This window comes from Oceanicaulis sp. (assembly GCA_040112665.1).
Taxonomy (GTDB): Bacteria; Pseudomonadota; Alphaproteobacteria; order Caulobacterales; family Maricaulaceae; genus Oceanicaulis.
Window position 1 is genome coordinate 2107826 of record CP157796.1, and the last position, 14137, is coordinate 2121962.

A 14137-nucleotide genomic window follows, 5' to 3' on the forward strand; every position below is an offset into this window, starting at 1 on the left:
ACGAAAACGGCCGGGCGTCTCCGCCCGGCCGTGTTCGTTTCGGATAGAGCCGGCCCTAGACCAGATCGCTCATCGCTTCGGCGAAGCGGTCCGCGACGGTGTCCAGGAAGCCCTCGGTGGAGAGCCAGCCTTGCTGGTCGCCGACCAGAAGGGCGAGATCCTTGGTCATGTAGCCCTGCTCGACGGTGCGCACGACCGTCTGCTCGAGCCGCTGGGCGAAGGCCATGACGTCCTCGTTGCCGTCCATGCGGCCACGATGATGCAGGGCCTGGGTCCAGGCGAAGATCGAGGCGATGGAGTTCGTCGAGGTCTTCTCGCCGCGCTGATGCTGGCGGTAGTGACGAGTGACCGTGCCGTGCGCGGCCTCGGCCTCGACGGTCTTGCCGTCCGGGGTCATCAGCACCGAGGTCATCAGGCCCAGAGAGCCGAAGCCTTGCGCCACAGTGTCGGACTGCACGTCGCCGTCATAGTTCTTGCACGCCCAGACGAAGCCGCCGTTCCACTTCATCGCCGCAGCGACCATGTCGTCGATCAGGCGGTGCTCGTAGGTGATCTTCTTTTTCTCGAACTCGGCCTTGAACTCGGCCTCATACACGTCCTGGAAGATGTCTTTGAAGCGGCCGTCATACGCCTTCATGATCGTGTTCTTGGTCGACAGATAGACCGGCCAGCCGCGATCCAGGCCATAGCGCAGCGAGGCGCGGGCGAAGTCGCGAATGCTTTCGTCGACATTGTACATGCCCATGGCGACGCCGGGGCTTTCGAACTCGAACACCTCGTGGGTGATCGGCTCGCCGCCGTCTTCAGGCGTGAAGGTCAGCGTCAGCTTGCCCGGGCCGGGCACGCGCATGTCGGTGGCCTTGTACTGATCGCCGAAGGCGTGACGGCCGATCACGATGGGCTTGGTCCAGCCGGGAACCAGGCGCGGCACGTTCTTGATCACGATCGGCTCGCGGAAGACCACCCCGCCCAGAATGTTCCGGATGGTGCCGTTCGGCGACTTCCACATCTTCTTCAGGCCGAATTCCTCGACGCGGGCTTCGTCAGGCGTGATCGTGGCGCATTTCACGCCTACGCCGTGCTCCTTGATCGCCTCGGCGGCGTCGCGGGTGATCTGGTCGTCGGTCTCGTCGCGTTTCTGGATCGACAGGTCGTAATACTTCAGATCAATGTCGAGATAGGGAAGGATCAGCTTGTCCTTGATCAGCTTCCAGATGATCCGGGTCATCTCGTCGCCGTCGAGTTCGACGACCGGGTTGTCGACTTTGATCTTCGCCATGCCTTGGTCTTTCATCTTGCGGGCCGTGCGCGCGGGGTCGGGCCTGCGGCGCGCCGCGCGCGGGGGTGGACGGATGTCGCGGCGGTGTCTAGCACCGCGTACCCTTCAGAAAAAGGGCGGGGGCGCAGGCTTCCCGTCCGTCTTTCGTCGAAACGCCTGAACCGGCGTGTCGGCTCAGCTCCGGTCGAAGATCATGGACGACAGCCCCGTCTTCATCCTTTGCCGCCCCCAGCTGGGCGAGAACATCGGCGCGGTCGCCCGCGTGATGGGCAATTTCGCGATCGCGCGGCTGAGGATCGTCGCGCCGCGCGACGGCTGGCCCAACCCGGCCGCAGAGACGATGGCGGCGGGCTCGAAAGTGCTCGAGACCGCCGAAGTCTTCGACACGCTCGAAGCCGCCACCGCAGACTGCCATGTCCTCTACGCCACCACCGGAACGCCGCGCCAGATGGTCAAGCCGGTGATGACCGGCCGGCAGGCGATGGCCGAGATCCGCGGGACGATCGCGGCCGGTCAGCGCGCCGGGGTGATGTTCGGCGCGGAGAAGTCGGGCCATTCCAACACCGAGATCCAGATCGCGCGGGCGGTGATCAGCCTGCCGGTGGACCCCGACTTCACCTCGCTCAACCTCGCCATGGCCTGCGGCGTGCTGGCCCACGAATGGCGCGCCGGCGATCCCGTCCCAGACGCCTGGGCGCCGCTGGAGGACCGGGCGAGCCAGGCCGAGCTCGACGGGCTCTACGCCCATCTCCATGACGAACTCGACCGGGCGGGCTTCTTCTACCCGCCCGAGAAGACGCCCCTGATGATGCAGAACCTCATAAACGCCTTCGCCCGCGGCGGCCTGACCAGCCAGGAAGTGCGTACCTTTCGCGGCGCGATCAAGGCGCTGGCGATCGGCAGAGGAAAAGCGCGGGTCGTGCGGGAGGATTAGGCTCGCCCCTGTTCCGCGCCGGTGCGATCTCGGCTAGGGATGGCGCTCAAGGAGTGCGTGCATGGCTGATCAGGCGACATCGATGCGGAAGCGGGGCGGCGGGCTCGGGCGGTTCTCTCTGCCCGACTGGGCGTTTCTGCCCGTTGCGGCGGCGGTGTTCGCCGGGCTGATCATGCTCGCCATGACCTATCGCCCGACCGGTCAGGACCCGATCGTCACCGACACGCAGTATCTGATGACCGGTCCGGCGCTGGGCCAGCTGGTGCCGGGGCCGGGAACATCGGTCCAGCTCGTCACCGGCGCGATGGAGCCGCTGGCGCGGATGCGCGCGAGCGCGAGCCTTGAAGCCGCCGGCCGGCTGTCCGCCGGCGTCGCCGCGATCATCCCGCCCGAGTTCGAGGCGGCGGTCATCGGCCGGCTTCTGAAGGTGGAGGCCGAGCTTCGCGCCGAGCCCGGCTCGGAGCTGACCGAGGCGCGGCTGGGCTATTTCACGACCGGGGGCGGAGATTCAGGCTGGCGCCCTGTGCCGGTGAGCGAGGAGTTTCGTACCGTAGGTTTCTGCTGGCGGGTGCGGCCCGACGCGCCGACCAACGGGGTCGAATCCGTCGGCGTCTGGCCGGACGTGGAAGGCGCGGACCGGGTGCTTCTGGTGCGCGAGCTGCGCGTGACGATCCAGCCTGAAGCGATCGATCAGGCGACATGCGAGGCGAGCCTCGCCGCCCGCTGAGCGCGGCGGCGTTGACTTAACAGGTCCGCCCCGTCATAACCCGCGCTTCCCTCGGGGCCAGCTTGAAGCTGACCGCTCGTTCAACACTCACGGACGACGCGTGGACCGCCGTTTTCATCGCGTTGCGAAGAGGGCGCAACGCCGGGCCGCGTCGAAGAAGGACTGACATGTCGAAGCGTCATTCGCAGAAATACAAGCTCGACCGCCGCATGGGCGAGAACATCTGGGGCCGCGCCAAGTCCCCGGTGAACAACCGTCCCTACGGCCCGGGCCAGCACGGCCAGCGCCGCGCCGGCAAGATGAGCGATTTCGGCCTCCAGCTGCGCGCCAAGCAGAAGCTGAAAGGCTATTACGGCAACATCACCGAGAAGCAGTTCAAGCGCACCTACACCGAGGCGCAGCGCCGCAAGGGCAACACCGCCGAGAACCTGATCGGTCTGCTTGAAAGCCGCCTGGACGCGATCGTCTATCGCGCCAAGTTCGTGCCGACGGTGTTCTCCGCGCGCCAGTTCGTCAATCACGGCCACGTGAAGGTGAACGGCAAGCGCGTGAACATCGCCTCCTACATGGTCAAGCCGGGCGACGTGGTCGAAGTGCGCGAGAAGTCGCGCAACATGGCCCTGGTGCTCGAAGCCCTCGGAAGCCCCGAGCGCGACGTGCCGGACTATATCGACCTCGATCCCAAGGCGATGAAGGCCACCTTCACGCGCGTTCCCGAATTCGCCGAGGTCCCGTACCCGGTGAAGATGGAACCCAACCTCGTGGTCGAATTCTACTCCTCGTAAAACCGGGGGCGACCCAAACGAACAAGACCCGCCGGAGCGATCCGGCGGGTCTTTTTGTTTGACGCTCCGGCAGGCTCACGGCAGCCGGTCGAGCACCCAGTCGCGCGCATCGCGCTTGACGCGCCGATCAAGCCCGAAGTCGGTGACGGCGCCCGGGGCGCCGGTTCCGTCGGGCTGGGGCGTGAAGAAGTGGTTCACGCTTTGATAGCGCCGCCAGGTCACGTCCGGGTTTCCCGCCGCGTCCAGCATCGCGGCCAGCTCCTCGCCCTGGGGCGGGGCGATCACGGCGTCCGCGCCGCCTTCCACGACGAAGACCGGCGCATCGACGCCGCGCGCGAGCCGGGCGATGTCGACGTCGAGATGATCGCGCCTGGCCGGGTCGCCTTCCATGTAGGCGATCGTGGCGGCGTACCAGTCGGCCTTGGCGCGCTCATAGTCCGCCTCGCTCATCTCTGCGGTGCGTTCGACCTTCGCCGCGGCCTGGTCGCGCAGGAATTCCCGCGGGCTTTTGGACGGCGCGCCCAGAAGGACGAGGCCGGAAATGTCCTGGCTGCGCGCTCGATGAGGTGCGAGCGCGTCTCCTCGACGATCTCCCGGCGTTCGGGATCGGGCAGGGCGGCGAGGGCGCGTTCGAGGCGTTTGAGATAGGCCTCGATCGCGTCAGAGCGGACCGGCTCAGCCATCACGGGTCTCCACGATGCGGTCGAGCGCGGTGCGGAAACCCGCCCAGGCCTCGACCATGGTCTGCAACACGGCCTCCCCGTCCTGGGTGAGGCGATAGTATTTGCGCGGCACGCCGCCGTCGGGGTTCTCCACCCAGCGCGCCTTGATGCGCCCTTCGCGCTGCAGCCGATTCAGCAGCGGATAGATCGTGCCCTCGGATATGCCGAGCCCCTCCACCCCGCTGATCCGGTCCAGGATCTCGATGCCGTATTTCTCACCGCCGCCGATCACGGCCAGCACGGCGAGCTCGGCCGAGCCCTTGCGCAATTGCGCCTTCCAACTGTCGATATTCTTGTCCATGCGCGATCATGTATAGCAGCTATACATGTTATGCAAGTATATTTGGCGCAGGGGTTTCGGCGCTGATCGCCCCTGGTCCCGGAACCGGGTATCCTGTGCGGAATTGATGTCTCTGCGGCCTCGGCGCAGGGGCCTGAAGCGAGGATGTTCAAGATGAATCGATCGACCGCCGCCGCGGCGCTGGCCGCCCTTGCGATCGCCGCCTGCGCGCAGACGCCCGCCGCGTCGCCGCGATCCTCGCTCGCATCCGAGCCGGCGCTGACCGAGGTCTACGCCTGGCGGGACGCAGGCGCCGAGGTGGTTGTGCGCACCCCGTCGAACGGCTGCACGAGCAAAGACAGCTTCGAGACCCTGGTTACGGGCTCGGGTGCGGGCGGCTGGACGTTCGACCTCGCGCTCACGCGTGTCGAAGAAGATCTGTGCCGGGCCTATCTGCCCGAAGGCGTCGAGCTGGTCTGGACGAAGGACGAACTCGGACTGCCCGACGGCGCGGAGGTGCAGATGGTCAATCCGGTGCGCCCGGCCCGCTGAGCTGAGGTCAGGCCGTGGCCAGACCCTTTTCCTTGAACAGCGCCTGCAGCTCGCCGGCCTCGAACATCTCCTTGACGATGTCGCAGCCGCCGACGAACTCGCCCTTCACGTAAAGCTGGGGGATGGTCGGCCACTCCGAATAGGTCTTGATCCCTTCGCGCACGGCGGGGTCTTCCAGCACGTTCACGGCGGCGTATTCGACCTGCATGTGGTCGAGCACGCGGGCGACGACCGAGGAGAAGCCGCATTGCGGGAAGGTCGGCGTGCCCTTCATGAACAGGACGACGTCGTTTTCGGTGACGGCTTTCCTGATCGCCTCGAGCGTGGCGTCTTCGGTCATGGGGCTCTCCTCGTCCGGTTCGGAAGCCCCTTAAGTGGAATGCTCGCCGCGCTTGGTCAAGGCGGCCGGGTGGGCGATCACGTTGTCTGCGAACGCCGCGGCGAGTTCGTCCACGCTCATCGGGCGCGGCGCGGTCTCCGGCGCCGCCACCGCGCCGTGATCTTCGAGGGCGGGCACTTCGCAGATCACCGCCAGGCACAGCTCCACGCGCTGGCCGGTGTCCGCGGCGATCGGCGTGAAGGCGCAATGCCATTCCGACGCTGCGCCCTCGACGCCGCGCAGCCTGACGGGCTCGGGCGCCATCTTGGTCTGGAAAACCGTGTCGATATAGGCCCGCGCCGTTTCGGCGACATGCGGCGCGATCTGCGCGGTCGTTTCGCCGGGCTCGGCCTTTCGGCCGTAGAACCGGTCCATCGCCGCATTGGTCCTCAGGACGCGATGATTGCGGTCGATGATTGCCATCCCGAACGGAGACGCTTCGAACACCTGCTTATACAGGTCGTCGATAAGCATTAGGGTCCCTTCCGCTGCGACCGGCTTTCGGCCGATCCACAATTATCCTCAAGGGTCAACGCGCCGGCTGACAATGTGTTCAAAGTTTCAGCTTCAGGGTGTGCGTGTTTCTAGTGCGAGCGCGTGAAGCTCCCCGCCCATCCGGCCCTTTAGGGCGGCGTAGACCATCTGGTGCTGCTTGACCCGGGGCATGCCGGCGAAGGTTTCCGACACGACGACCGCCTTGTAATGGTCGCCGTCGCCGGCGAGATCGGTGATCTCCACTTCGGCGCCGGGCACGCCTTCCTTGATCATGGCGGCGATGTCTTCGGCTTTCATCGGCATTGGCGCGGGCTCCCGCTAACGGCTACGACTCACCGAAAGCATACGTCAGGCGCCCGGTCCGGCGCCAATACAAGGAACGCGACATGATCTCGAGACTCTTTCTCGCCGCAGCGAGCCTCGGCGTGCTGACCGCCTGCGCCGGCGAACCGCCCGCGGGACAGGCCGCGGCGCCTGCGGGAACCGAGGCGTGCCTTGATCAGCCGAGCCGGCCGCTCACCGATCTGTGCGTGCTGAGCCATGACGTCATGGAGGGCCGGCTGGTCGGTACGCAAGGCAATGCGCTCGCGCGCGCCTACCTGCTGGAGCGTTTCGAAGAGATCGGTCTTCAGCCGGTCGCGGACGGCTATGTCCACGAGTTCGACTTCGAGCGGCCGATCGATTTCCGCGACCCCGAGGCAGGGCGGCGGCAGCTGACCGGATATAACCTCGCCGGCCTGATCGAGGGGCGCGGCGAGGGACCTGCGCTCGCCGTCACGGCCCATTACGACCATATCGGGCCCGGCGAGACCGGCGAGATCTTCAACGGGGCGGACGACAATGCGTCCGGTGTCGCGGCGATTCTCGCTGTCGCCGAAGCCTTCAGAGCGAACCCGCCGGCGACCGACGTGCTGATCATCGCGTTCGACGCCGAGGAGGGCGGGCTGAACGGCGCGCGCGCCTGGGTCGACAGCCCGCCCGAGGGCGCGCCGGAGATCGGCCTGGTGCTCAATCTCGACATGCTCGGCTACAGCCCGGACGGCGATATCTGGGCGGCGGGGACCTATCACACGCCGGAGCTTCTGCCAGTGGTGCAGGCCGCCGCCGCAGAAGCCTCGGTGCGGCTCGAAGCGGGCTATGACCGGCCCACCGGCGACCCGCGCGAGGACTGGACGCTGCTCTCCGATCACGGGCCGTTCCACGCCGCAGGCACGCCATTCCTCTATCTCGGGGTGGAGGATCACGAGCATTATCACCAGCCCAGCGACGAGTTCTCCATCATCGACCCGGACTTCTATTCCGGCGTCGTCGATCTCGCGGTCGATCTCGCGCAGCGCGCTGACGACTGGCTCGCCGAGCGCAGCGGAACGCAAACGTCGGAATAGGCGCTGAAATCGGGTTTCTGCTGCTTTGCAGCAACCGGGTTTCTGTGTGAATTTTCGGAAAAATAAACGCCGTTCACTTTTCAAACTGAAGTGAGCGGTTTATCTCTGCGTCAGTTTTCCGGCGGAGCGCCGCCGGGTCGTCGGCAAAGGGAGTTTCGCCATGACCGCCATCGTCCGTGTTGTTTTCGCAGGTGCAGCGCTGAGCCTGGCCGGTGCGGCCGCGCAAGCTCAGGAGTGCCCGTCCGAGCCGGTGTTCGTCGGCGTGTCCTCGGCGAACTCCGACGTGCGCGCCTCGGCCAGCCGCGTCGAGCGCGGCGACTGGGCCGTCGCCGAGCACTTCGCCACTGAAGCGCTGGAATCGGGCACCTCGAGCCGCAACAAGGCCGCCGCCCAGATCAATCTGTGCGCCGCGCTGGCCAACCAGCGCTCGGCCGGCACCGCGGACGCGTGTGCTGCGGCCATCGCGATGAACGACGATCGCTGGGAAGCCTACACCAATCGCGGCGCGGCCTTCTGGCTGGCCGGCGATCTGGACGCCGCGCGCGAAGACTTCGCGCGCGCCGCCGAACTCGGCGCCGGTGAAGAGGCCGTCGCGTCCAACACCGCGCTGGCCTCCTGCGCGGGCTAGACCCTTCCTCTCCCTGAAACGGGCCGCGGGGGCTTCCCTCGCGGCCTTTTTTATCGGGCGTTCTGCACGCGCTGCAGCGCCCAGACCCGGACCGCGCTCGACAGGGGCTGTTCGGGATCGTGCGCCACGCGCGCCGCATCGATCCGCGCGACGAGCCCGGCCAGCGACACGCCGTCCTCCGCCCGCGCCGCATCGATCACCGCCCAGAACTCGGGCTCCAGCGCTAAAGACGTCGCGTGCCCGGCCAGGGTGATGGAGCGCTTTTCAAGCATCGCCCTCTTCGCCCCGCTTGTGACCGTCCACGAGCTTCGTGAGCCTGTCCCGCCGCGCGGCTTCCAGATCGCGCACTGGCTTGGGCGTGCCGTGCGCGATCCGGTTGGCCTGGGCGGTTTTCGCCTTGTCTTCGCGCGCTTTGCGCTTGCGTGCCTGGCGCAGATTGATCGGCTTGGTCATCGCCCGTCCTAGTTCGGCCCGATCATGTTTTCCGGGCGGACGACCTTGTCGAACTCGTCTTCGGTGACGAAGCCCAACCGCACCGCCTCCTCGCGCAGGGTGGTGCCGTTCTCATGGGCGGTCTTGGCGACCTTGGTGGCGTTGTCGTAGCCGATGGTCGGCGCGAGCGCGGTCACCAGCATGAGCGAGCGCTCCATGATGTCCGCGATGCGCTTTTCGTTCGCCTCGATCCCGACCACGCAGTTCTCGGTGAAGCTGCGCGAGGCGTCGGCGAGCAGTTTTGCGCTCGTCAGCACGTTCCAGGCGATCATCGGCTTGAAGACGTTGAGCTGGAACTGGCCTTGGCTGCCCGCGAAGCTGACCGCGGAGTTGTTGCCCATCACCTGGGCGCAGACCATTGTCATGGCTTCGCACTGGGTGGGGTTCACCTTGCCCGGCATGATCGAGCTGCCCGGCTCGTTCGCCGGCAGGGAGATCTCGCCGATGCCGCAACGCGGACCCGAGCCCAGGAGCCGGATGTCGTTGGCGATCTTGAACAGCGACACCGCCGCGGAATTCAGCGCGCCATGCGCTTCGACCATGGCGTCCTTGGTGGACAGCGCCTCGAACTTGTTGGGCGCCGTGGTGAAGGGCAGCTTGGTCAGGCTCGCCACCTCGTCGGCGAAGCGCTCGGCGAAGCCTTTCTTGGTGTTCAGCCCCGTGCCGACCGCTGTGCCGCCCTGGGCGAGCTCATAGAGCGAGGGCAGGGTCTGCTCGACGCGGCGGATGGCGTTGTCGACCATTCCGGCATAGGCGGAGAACTCCTGACCCAGCGTCAGGGGCGTCGCGTCCATCAGATGGGTGCGGCCGATCTTGATGATGCTCTTGAACGCTTCGACCCTGTCGTTGAGCGCGTTCCTGAGCGTCTGAAGCGCAGGCAGCAGGTCGTGCACGAAGGTCTCCGCCGCCGCGATATGCATGGCGGTGGGGAAGGTGTCGTTCGAACTTTGCGCCCGATTGACGTGGTCGTTGGGGTGGACCGGATCCTTCGAGCCGACCTCGCCGCCGAGGATCTGGATGGCGCGGTTCGCGATCACCTCGTTGGCGTTCATGTTCGACTGGGTGCCCGAGCCGGTCTGCCAGACGACCAACGGGAAGTGATCGTCGAGCTTGCCCTCGGCGACTTCCAGCGCGGCCGAAGCGATCGCGTCGCCCAGCCGGGCTTCGAGATTGTCGAGCGCCATGTTGGTGTTCGCCGCGCAGTGCTTGACCACCCCGAGCGCGCGGATCAGCGGCAGCGGCTGGGTCTGTCCGCCGATCCTGAAATTCTGGATCGAGCGCGCGGTCTGGGCGCCCCAGAGCTTGTCGGCGGGCACTTCCAGGGGGCCGAAGGAATCGGTTTCGACGCGCATCTCGGTCATGGGGGGATCGCTCCTCAGGGCGTGGCGGGGACCCGTGCGCTTGAACCTTCCCGGCGGCGCACGGATGATGGTGACGGTGCGAATCGGGTGTGTAGCACCGGGGCGGACGGGATCAAGACGCCGTCCCGGCCCGTTTACCTCCCGCCGCTGTGAAGGGTCGGCCATGGACGTCGATTGGGACGGGCTCGACTGGATCGGGAGAGGAAAAGTGCAGGCCGTGGACCAGCAAGGATCGCTGCATGTGCGCGTGGACGCGCTCACCAGCCAGACGCGCCGATTCAAATCCCTGATCGGCGATTTCTTCCGCACCGAATTCAAGCGCGTGCGCCCGAAATACGGCGCGTTCGAAGTGATCATCGAGATCGAACGCACCGAGCACAGCCCGATCCACGATGTCGACAACGTCGCCAAGGCCGTGCTCGACGCGCTGACCGGCGTGGTCTTCCACGACGACAGCCAGGTCGAACGCCTGCACGTGGAGAAGGTCGCCGGCGAGCGCGCGCGGGTGAAGGTGCGCGCCCGGCCGATCGTTAAGCCCGAGCCCGCGTGAGCGCGCCGGATCTCAACCCGGTCGAGGCCTATCGGCTCGACGGCCGCGGTGGCGGGCAGGAGACCAATTTCGAGGATCTGCGCGAGGCGCTGAAACCGCCCGTCGATCTCGGCGGCAAGGATACGCCGGGCGAGCCCTTCGCCTGGATCCATGTGCGCCGGGAAGACCCCGACTGTCTGAAGATCCTCGGCGAGACGGGGCTCGATGGTTTCGTCAAGGACGCGCTTCTCGCCCAGGAGACCCGGCCGCGCTGCACCGTGCACAAGGACGGCGTGGTGCTCAATCTGCGCGGGGTGAACCTGCTCGAAGGCGCCGAGGTCGAGGACATGATCTCGGTGCGCTTCTGGGTGGATCGCCGCCGCGTGGTCGGGGTCTGGCTGCGTCCGCTCTATGCGGTCGCCGACGTGATGGCCGCGATCGACCGCGGCGCGGCGCCGACCTCCACCGGCGATCTCGTGGCGCGCCTGGCGCTGCGTCTCGCTGACCGGATGGAGCCGGTGATCGCCGGCGAGCACGAGCGCATCGACACGCTGGAAGAATTCCTCGACACCGAGAACATCGAGGAGGCGCGCACCGAACTCGCCGACATCCGTCACGAGGCGATCATCCTCAGGCGCTTCATCGCGCCCCAGCGCGACGCGCTGACCACCCTCGCCATCGAGGATCTGAGCTGGCTGGACGATCACGACCGCGCCCGCATCCGCGAGGCCGCCGACCGCACCACGCGCATCCTCGAAGAGCTCGAAGCGGTGCGCGAGCGCGCGGCTTTGGTCCACGACCAGCTGATGGAAAAGCGCGCCGAGCAGATGAACCGCTACACGCTCGTGCTCTCGGTGGTCGCCGCGATCTTCCTGCCGCTGGGCCTGCTGACCGGGCTTCTGGGCATCAATGTCGGCGGCATTCCCGGTGCGAACGAGGAAAACGCCTTCTGGATCGTGTGCGGGCTTCTGGTCGGAGTGGGCGTGATCCAGCTGGCCATCTTCAAGTGGATCAAAATGATCTAGGCGCGGGCCAGCCGCCACATCGCCCAGACGCCCACCAGCGGCCCCACAGCCAGCGGAAGGAAAGCAAATCGCCAGCCGATCGCCTCCGCCCAGACCGGGAGCAGCTGGACGCTGATCACCGTCAGGCCGAAGCCCAGCGCGGTCTGCAAGGTGAGCAGCGATCCGGCGAGCCCGTCCGGCGCGCGCTCGGCGATCGCGGCGGAGAACTGGGCGCTGTCGGCGATGACGCTGACGCCGTAAACCGCCAGCAGCACGGCGAGCACCCAGACCGGCGCGGTGAAGGCGAGGGGGCTTGCAAGCGCGCAGAGCCCTGAAACCGCAAGCGCGGCGCCGGCGATCTGCGCCCGGCCGTACCGGTCCGCGAGCCGTCCCGCCGCGATCGCGCCGACCGCGCCGATCGCGACGACCCCGAACGTGGCGAGGCCGATCTCCGCGCCGGCTTGGGTCCCGCGCGCCGCCGCGCTGGCGGCGAGCCAGGCGCCGGTCCAGGCCCACACGGCGTAGAGCTCCCACATATGGCCGAGATAACCCAGGTTGATCGCCCGCAGGTCGGGCCGGCTGAAGGCGATGGCGAGCGCGCCCGGCCTGAACGGCGCCGAGCGGGCGAAGGCGGGGCCGGGCTTCGCAGCGAAAACCAGCGCGGCGGCCGCGAACGCGAGCAGAGCAGAACCGGCGAACGGCGCGCGCCAGTCGATCGTGCCCAGCAGCGGGGCTGCGAGATGGGGCAGGGCGCTGCCCAGCGTCAAAGCGCCGACGAGCAGGCCGACCAGCAGCCCCGCATCGCCCTTCGCCCAGCTCGCCGCGAGCTTCATGCCGACCGGATAGACCAGCGCCAGCGCCGCGCCTGACGCGCATCGAAGGGCGATCATGGCCGCGCTCGCGGGTTCGGCGATGAGGCACAGAGCGCTCGTCAGCCCTGCCGCGGCGGCGCCGGAGGCGAACACGGCGCGCGCGTCGAACCGGTCCGCGAGGCCAAGGATGGCGCTTGCAAGCGCGCCGGCGACGAAGCCGAGCTGGACCGCGCTCGACAGCGCGGCGGACTGAAACGGGGTGAGCGGGCGGGCGGCTTCCAGCCCGGGCAGGGCGGCCGCGCCTGCGAACCAGACCGACAACGCCAGAACCTGGCAAAGCGCGATGATTGCGAGGCTTTTCGCCTTACCCGGCATCACCGCCGCCGGGCGGGGCCTGGTTTTCCTCGAACGGGCGGATCGCCGCGGTCGCCGTCGCGGTGGCGCAAAGCCGGCCCTCGGCGTCGAAAAGCTCGCCGCGGGTGAAGCCGACCGTACGGCCCAGGCGCACGACCTCGGCGACGCAGCGGCAGCTGTCGGTCATGAGCGGGCGCAGGAAGCTGGTCTTCATCTCCAGCGTCGGGACGGCGGATTTCAGATGCGTGGCGACGAAGAGAGACAGGCTCATCGCCTCGTCGAGAAAGGCGCTGACGATGCCGCCCTGGACCGAACCGTTCGGGTTCCGGAATTCGGCGCGCGCGGCGAAGCCGCACTCCGAACGTCCGGTCTCGGGATCGAGATCGATGAGCTCATAGCCCAGATGGCGCGTGGCGGCGGGAAGGTTCTCCGGCGCGGACAGAATCGCCATGAGCTTGTCGCGCGCGCTCGGCTCGGCCACGCCTCAGTCCTTTTTGCGGAAGGATTCGAGGCTGACGACCGTGCCTTCGGCCTCGGCGGTCTCCGGCGTCTTGCCCGACTTGATCTCGCCGGGCTTGGGCGGGACGTAGTCGAAATGCAGCCGGAAGCCGACGCTGGGGTCGTGAAAGCGCGTGATCGCGCGCCAGGGCACGCCGAGATATTTCGGCACGCCGTTGAATTTCAGGGTGACTTCGAACCCGTCCTCGTCGACGCCGAGATCCCAGAACTGGTGTTCGAGCACGATCGTCATCTCTTCGGGATAGGCCTTCAGAAGGCCCGGATCGAGATCGCAATCGGGATCGTCGGTCTTGAACGAGATGTAGAAATGATGCGCGCCGGGAAGCCCGCCCGCGCTCGCGGCGCGTTCGATCGCCTGACGCACCACGCCCCGAAGAGCGTCCTGCGCCAGCGCCTCGTATCCCATCAGGTCCTTGCCCACGATGTAACGCCCCGCCTCGTTCTGCAGCCCGTCGAAGGGTATCGCAGCCGTTCGGTGCGTCAATCGGGCGCGATGAGTCCGGCGTGGCGGAACACAGCTGGCGAGGCGGGATGGTAAGTGGGGGCTTCTGTTGCCAGGCGCCCCCGAACCCCGCCTGACCTTGCTAGAAGTCAGGACTTAAGAGCGAGATGCTCGCGCTGACTACGCAGCGAGAGCGACCTCTTCAGCATAGTTGTCGTTGGCAACTACTTTGAGCGGGCTGGTAACGAAGCCCATTCGGGCGAAAGCTACGTCTTTAGCCATCCGTCGATCCTATTCGGCCCCTCGAACGTCCGCCCAACGAGCGGGAAAGAGTTGGTGGAGCCGCCGGGATTCGCACCCGGGTCCGGTCTGGTTATTACACGCGCGTTTATCGCCATAGTCCGCCGAAGCGGACAGCGACTAATATAAGGGATCGAACCGGCCGGCGGAAGGGCGAG

21 protein-coding genes and 1 other RNA gene are annotated in these 14137 nt (G+C 67.1%); 8 read left to right on the plus strand and 14 right to left on the minus strand.

The annotated features are described in order from the left end of the window. Positions 1–55: 55 nt before the first annotated feature. Positions 56–1279: an NADP-dependent isocitrate dehydrogenase gene (locus ABL308_10240; protein ID XBQ15337.1), complete on the minus strand. Its 1224-nt coding sequence runs from the start codon at positions 1277–1279 to the stop codon at positions 56–58. A 166-nt stretch (positions 1280–1445) separates the two neighbouring features. Between ABL308_10240 and ABL308_10245 the strand changes: the two genes are divergently transcribed. From ABL308_10245 to rpsD, 3 genes are all read left to right on the plus strand, one after another. Beyond that, complete coding sequence (locus ABL308_10245; protein ID XBQ15338.1) at positions 1446–2213, plus strand: RNA methyltransferase; 768 nt, start codon at positions 1446–1448, stop codon at positions 2211–2213. A 61-nt stretch (positions 2214–2274) separates the two neighbouring features. Beyond that, positions 2275–2940: a hypothetical protein gene (locus ABL308_10250; GenBank protein XBQ15339.1), complete on the plus strand. Its 666-nt coding sequence runs from the start codon at positions 2275–2277 to the stop codon at positions 2938–2940. A gap of 167 nt (positions 2941–3107) precedes the next feature. Beyond that, positions 3108–3725, plus strand: coding sequence for a 30S ribosomal protein S4 (gene rpsD / locus ABL308_10255; GenBank protein XBQ15340.1), 618 nt, complete (start codon positions 3108–3110; stop codon positions 3723–3725). Positions 3726–3800: 75 nt separating this feature from the next. Here the strand turns inward: rpsD and ABL308_10260 are convergent, their stop codons facing one another. From ABL308_10260 to ABL308_10270, 3 genes are read right to left on the minus strand one after another with little or no spacing between them, the layout of a single operon-like run. Beyond that, entirely contained in the window at positions 3801–4175 is a 375-nt protein-coding gene (locus tag ABL308_10260; GenBank protein XBQ15341.1) for a hypothetical protein, read from the minus strand. Then, a complete protein-coding gene (locus tag ABL308_10265) occupies positions 4172–4408 on the minus strand; it encodes a hypothetical protein (protein XBQ15342.1) in 237 nt (78 codons plus the stop codon). Before ABL308_10265 ends, ABL308_10260 begins: the two co-directional genes overlap by 4 nt. Next, positions 4401–4748, minus strand: a complete 348-nt coding sequence (locus tag ABL308_10270) for a PadR family transcriptional regulator (GenBank protein XBQ15343.1) — start codon at positions 4746–4748, stop codon at positions 4401–4403. Before ABL308_10270 ends, ABL308_10265 begins: the two co-directional genes overlap by 8 nt. Before the next feature lie 153 nt (positions 4749–4901). Here ABL308_10270 and ABL308_10275 point away from each other — a divergent pair, with 153 nt between their 5' ends. Next, complete coding sequence (locus tag ABL308_10275; protein ID XBQ15344.1) at positions 4902–5279, plus strand: hypothetical protein; 378 nt, start codon at positions 4902–4904, stop codon at positions 5277–5279. Positions 5280–5286: 7 nt separating this feature from the next. On the opposite strand, the gene grxD is transcribed toward ABL308_10275, so the two are convergent. The 3 genes from grxD to ABL308_10290 all read right to left on the minus strand — a co-directional run bounded on the left by grxD (position 5287) and on the right by ABL308_10290 (position 6456). Beyond that, entirely contained in the window at positions 5287–5619 is a 333-nt protein-coding gene (gene grxD, locus ABL308_10280; GenBank protein ID XBQ15345.1) for a Grx4 family monothiol glutaredoxin, read from the minus strand. 30 nt (positions 5620–5649) lie between these two features. After that, complete coding sequence (locus ABL308_10285; protein XBQ15346.1) at positions 5650–6132, minus strand: PAS domain-containing protein; 483 nt, start codon at positions 6130–6132, stop codon at positions 5650–5652. A 93-nt stretch (positions 6133–6225) separates the two neighbouring features. After that, positions 6226–6456 carry a BolA family transcriptional regulator gene (locus ABL308_10290; GenBank protein ID XBQ15347.1) on the minus strand — a complete coding sequence of 77 codons (231 nt, stop codon included), beginning with the start codon at positions 6454–6456 and terminating at the stop codon, positions 6226–6228. Between the two features lie 83 nt (positions 6457–6539). Between ABL308_10290 and ABL308_10295 the strand changes: the two genes are divergently transcribed. Both ABL308_10295 and ABL308_10300 read left to right on the plus strand, forming a co-directional pair. Further along, the gene (locus tag ABL308_10295; GenBank protein XBQ15348.1) at positions 6540–7538 is read left to right on the plus strand and encodes a M20/M25/M40 family metallo-hydrolase; all 999 of its coding nucleotides are present in this window, start codon (positions 6540–6542) and stop codon (positions 7536–7538) included. Between the two features lie 160 nt (positions 7539–7698). Then, positions 7699–8166 (plus strand): tetratricopeptide repeat protein, encoded by a 468-nt coding sequence (locus tag ABL308_10300; GenBank protein XBQ15349.1) that lies wholly within the window; start codon positions 7699–7701, stop codon positions 8164–8166. A gap of 50 nt (positions 8167–8216) precedes the next feature. On the opposite strand, the gene ABL308_10305 is transcribed toward ABL308_10300, so the two are convergent. The 3 genes from ABL308_10305 to fumC are packed head-to-tail and all read right to left on the minus strand — an operon-like array spanning position 8217 to position 10019. Continuing rightward, a complete protein-coding gene (locus tag ABL308_10305) occupies positions 8217–8438 on the minus strand; it encodes a ribbon-helix-helix domain-containing protein (protein XBQ15350.1) in 222 nt (73 codons plus the stop codon). Then, positions 8431–8619, minus strand: coding sequence for a DUF4169 family protein (locus ABL308_10310; GenBank protein ID XBQ15351.1), 189 nt, complete (start codon positions 8617–8619; stop codon positions 8431–8433). Before ABL308_10310 ends, ABL308_10305 begins: the two co-directional genes overlap by 8 nt. Positions 8620–8627: 8 nt before the next feature. Continuing rightward, the gene (fumC, locus tag ABL308_10315) at positions 8628–10019 is read right to left on the minus strand and encodes a class II fumarate hydratase (protein ID XBQ15352.1); all 1392 of its coding nucleotides are present in this window, start codon (positions 10017–10019) and stop codon (positions 8628–8630) included. Positions 10020–10182: 163 nt separating this feature from the next. Here fumC and ABL308_10320 point away from each other — a divergent pair, with 163 nt between their 5' ends. Together ABL308_10320 and ABL308_10325 are read left to right on the plus strand one after the other, a co-directional pair. Next, positions 10183–10569 (plus strand): RusA family crossover junction endodeoxyribonuclease, encoded by a 387-nt coding sequence (locus ABL308_10320; GenBank protein XBQ15353.1) that lies wholly within the window; start codon positions 10183–10185, stop codon positions 10567–10569. Beyond that, positions 10566–11573 carry a zinc transporter ZntB gene (locus tag ABL308_10325; protein ID XBQ15354.1) on the plus strand — a complete coding sequence of 336 codons (1008 nt, stop codon included), beginning with the start codon at positions 10566–10568 and terminating at the stop codon, positions 11571–11573. The genes ABL308_10320 and ABL308_10325 overlap by 4 nt, the downstream gene beginning before the upstream one ends. Here the strand turns inward: ABL308_10325 and ABL308_10330 are convergent. The 4 genes from ABL308_10330 to ssrA all read right to left on the minus strand — a co-directional run bounded on the left by ABL308_10330 (position 11570) and on the right by ssrA (position 14134). After that, the gene (locus ABL308_10330; GenBank protein ID XBQ15355.1) at positions 11570–12739 is read right to left on the minus strand and encodes an MFS transporter; all 1170 of its coding nucleotides are present in this window, start codon (positions 12737–12739) and stop codon (positions 11570–11572) included. The two genes, ABL308_10325 and ABL308_10330, sit on opposite strands and share 4 nt — an antisense overlap. Then, positions 12729–13199: a PaaI family thioesterase gene (locus ABL308_10335; protein ID XBQ15356.1), complete on the minus strand. Its 471-nt coding sequence runs from the start codon at positions 13197–13199 to the stop codon at positions 12729–12731. The genes ABL308_10330 and ABL308_10335 overlap by 11 nt, the downstream gene beginning before the upstream one ends. A 3-nt stretch (positions 13200–13202) precedes the next feature. Continuing rightward, positions 13203–13721, minus strand: a complete 519-nt coding sequence (locus tag ABL308_10340; GenBank protein XBQ15357.1) for a ClpXP protease specificity-enhancing factor SspB — start codon at positions 13719–13721, stop codon at positions 13203–13205. 53 nt (positions 13722–13774) lie between these two features. Beyond that, positions 13775–14134, minus strand: a transfer-messenger RNA (tmRNA) gene (gene ssrA, locus ABL308_10345). Positions 14135–14137 lie beyond the last annotated feature (3 nt).

Excerpts from the sequence above, each read along its gene's own strand:
- ABL308_10240 (XBQ15337.1), bottom strand. The coding sequence starts at position 1,279 with ATGGCGAAGATCAAAGTCGACAACCCGGTCGTCGAACTCGACGGCGAC.
- ABL308_10250 (XBQ15339.1), top strand. The coding sequence starts at position 2,275 with ATGGCTGATCAGGCGACATCGATGCGGAAGCGGGGCGGCGGGCTCGGG.
- rpsD (XBQ15340.1), top strand. The coding sequence starts at position 3,108 with ATGTCGAAGCGTCATTCGCAGAAATACAAGCTCGACCGCCGCATGGGC.
- ABL308_10260 (XBQ15341.1), bottom strand. The coding sequence starts at position 4,175 with ATGAGCGAGGCGGACTATGAGCGCGCCAAGGCCGACTGGTACGCCGCC.
- ABL308_10265 (XBQ15342.1), bottom strand. The coding sequence starts at position 4,408 with ATGGCTGAGCCGGTCCGCTCTGACGCGATCGAGGCCTATCTCAAACGC.
- ABL308_10270 (XBQ15343.1), bottom strand. The coding sequence starts at position 4,748 with ATGGACAAGAATATCGACAGTTGGAAGGCGCAATTGCGCAAGGGCTCG.
- ABL308_10275 (XBQ15344.1), top strand. The coding sequence starts at position 4,902 with ATGAATCGATCGACCGCCGCCGCGGCGCTGGCCGCCCTTGCGATCGCC.
- grxD (XBQ15345.1), bottom strand. The coding sequence starts at position 5,619 with ATGACCGAAGACGCCACGCTCGAGGCGATCAGGAAAGCCGTCACCGAA.
- ABL308_10285 (XBQ15346.1), bottom strand. The coding sequence starts at position 6,132 with ATGCTTATCGACGACCTGTATAAGCAGGTGTTCGAAGCGTCTCCGTTC.
- ABL308_10290 (XBQ15347.1), bottom strand. The coding sequence starts at position 6,456 with ATGCCGATGAAAGCCGAAGACATCGCCGCCATGATCAAGGAAGGCGTG.
- ABL308_10295 (XBQ15348.1), top strand. The coding sequence starts at position 6,540 with ATGATCTCGAGACTCTTTCTCGCCGCAGCGAGCCTCGGCGTGCTGACC.
- ABL308_10300 (XBQ15349.1), top strand. The coding sequence starts at position 7,699 with ATGACCGCCATCGTCCGTGTTGTTTTCGCAGGTGCAGCGCTGAGCCTG.
- ABL308_10305 (XBQ15350.1), bottom strand. The coding sequence starts at position 8,438 with ATGCTTGAAAAGCGCTCCATCACCCTGGCCGGGCACGCGACGTCTTTA.
- ABL308_10310 (XBQ15351.1), bottom strand. The coding sequence starts at position 8,619 with ATGACCAAGCCGATCAATCTGCGCCAGGCACGCAAGCGCAAAGCGCGC.
- fumC (XBQ15352.1), bottom strand. The coding sequence starts at position 10,019 with ATGACCGAGATGCGCGTCGAAACCGATTCCTTCGGCCCCCTGGAAGTG.
- ABL308_10320 (XBQ15353.1), top strand. The coding sequence starts at position 10,183 with ATGGACGTCGATTGGGACGGGCTCGACTGGATCGGGAGAGGAAAAGTG.
- ABL308_10330 (XBQ15355.1), bottom strand. The coding sequence starts at position 12,739 with ATGCCGGGTAAGGCGAAAAGCCTCGCAATCATCGCGCTTTGCCAGGTT.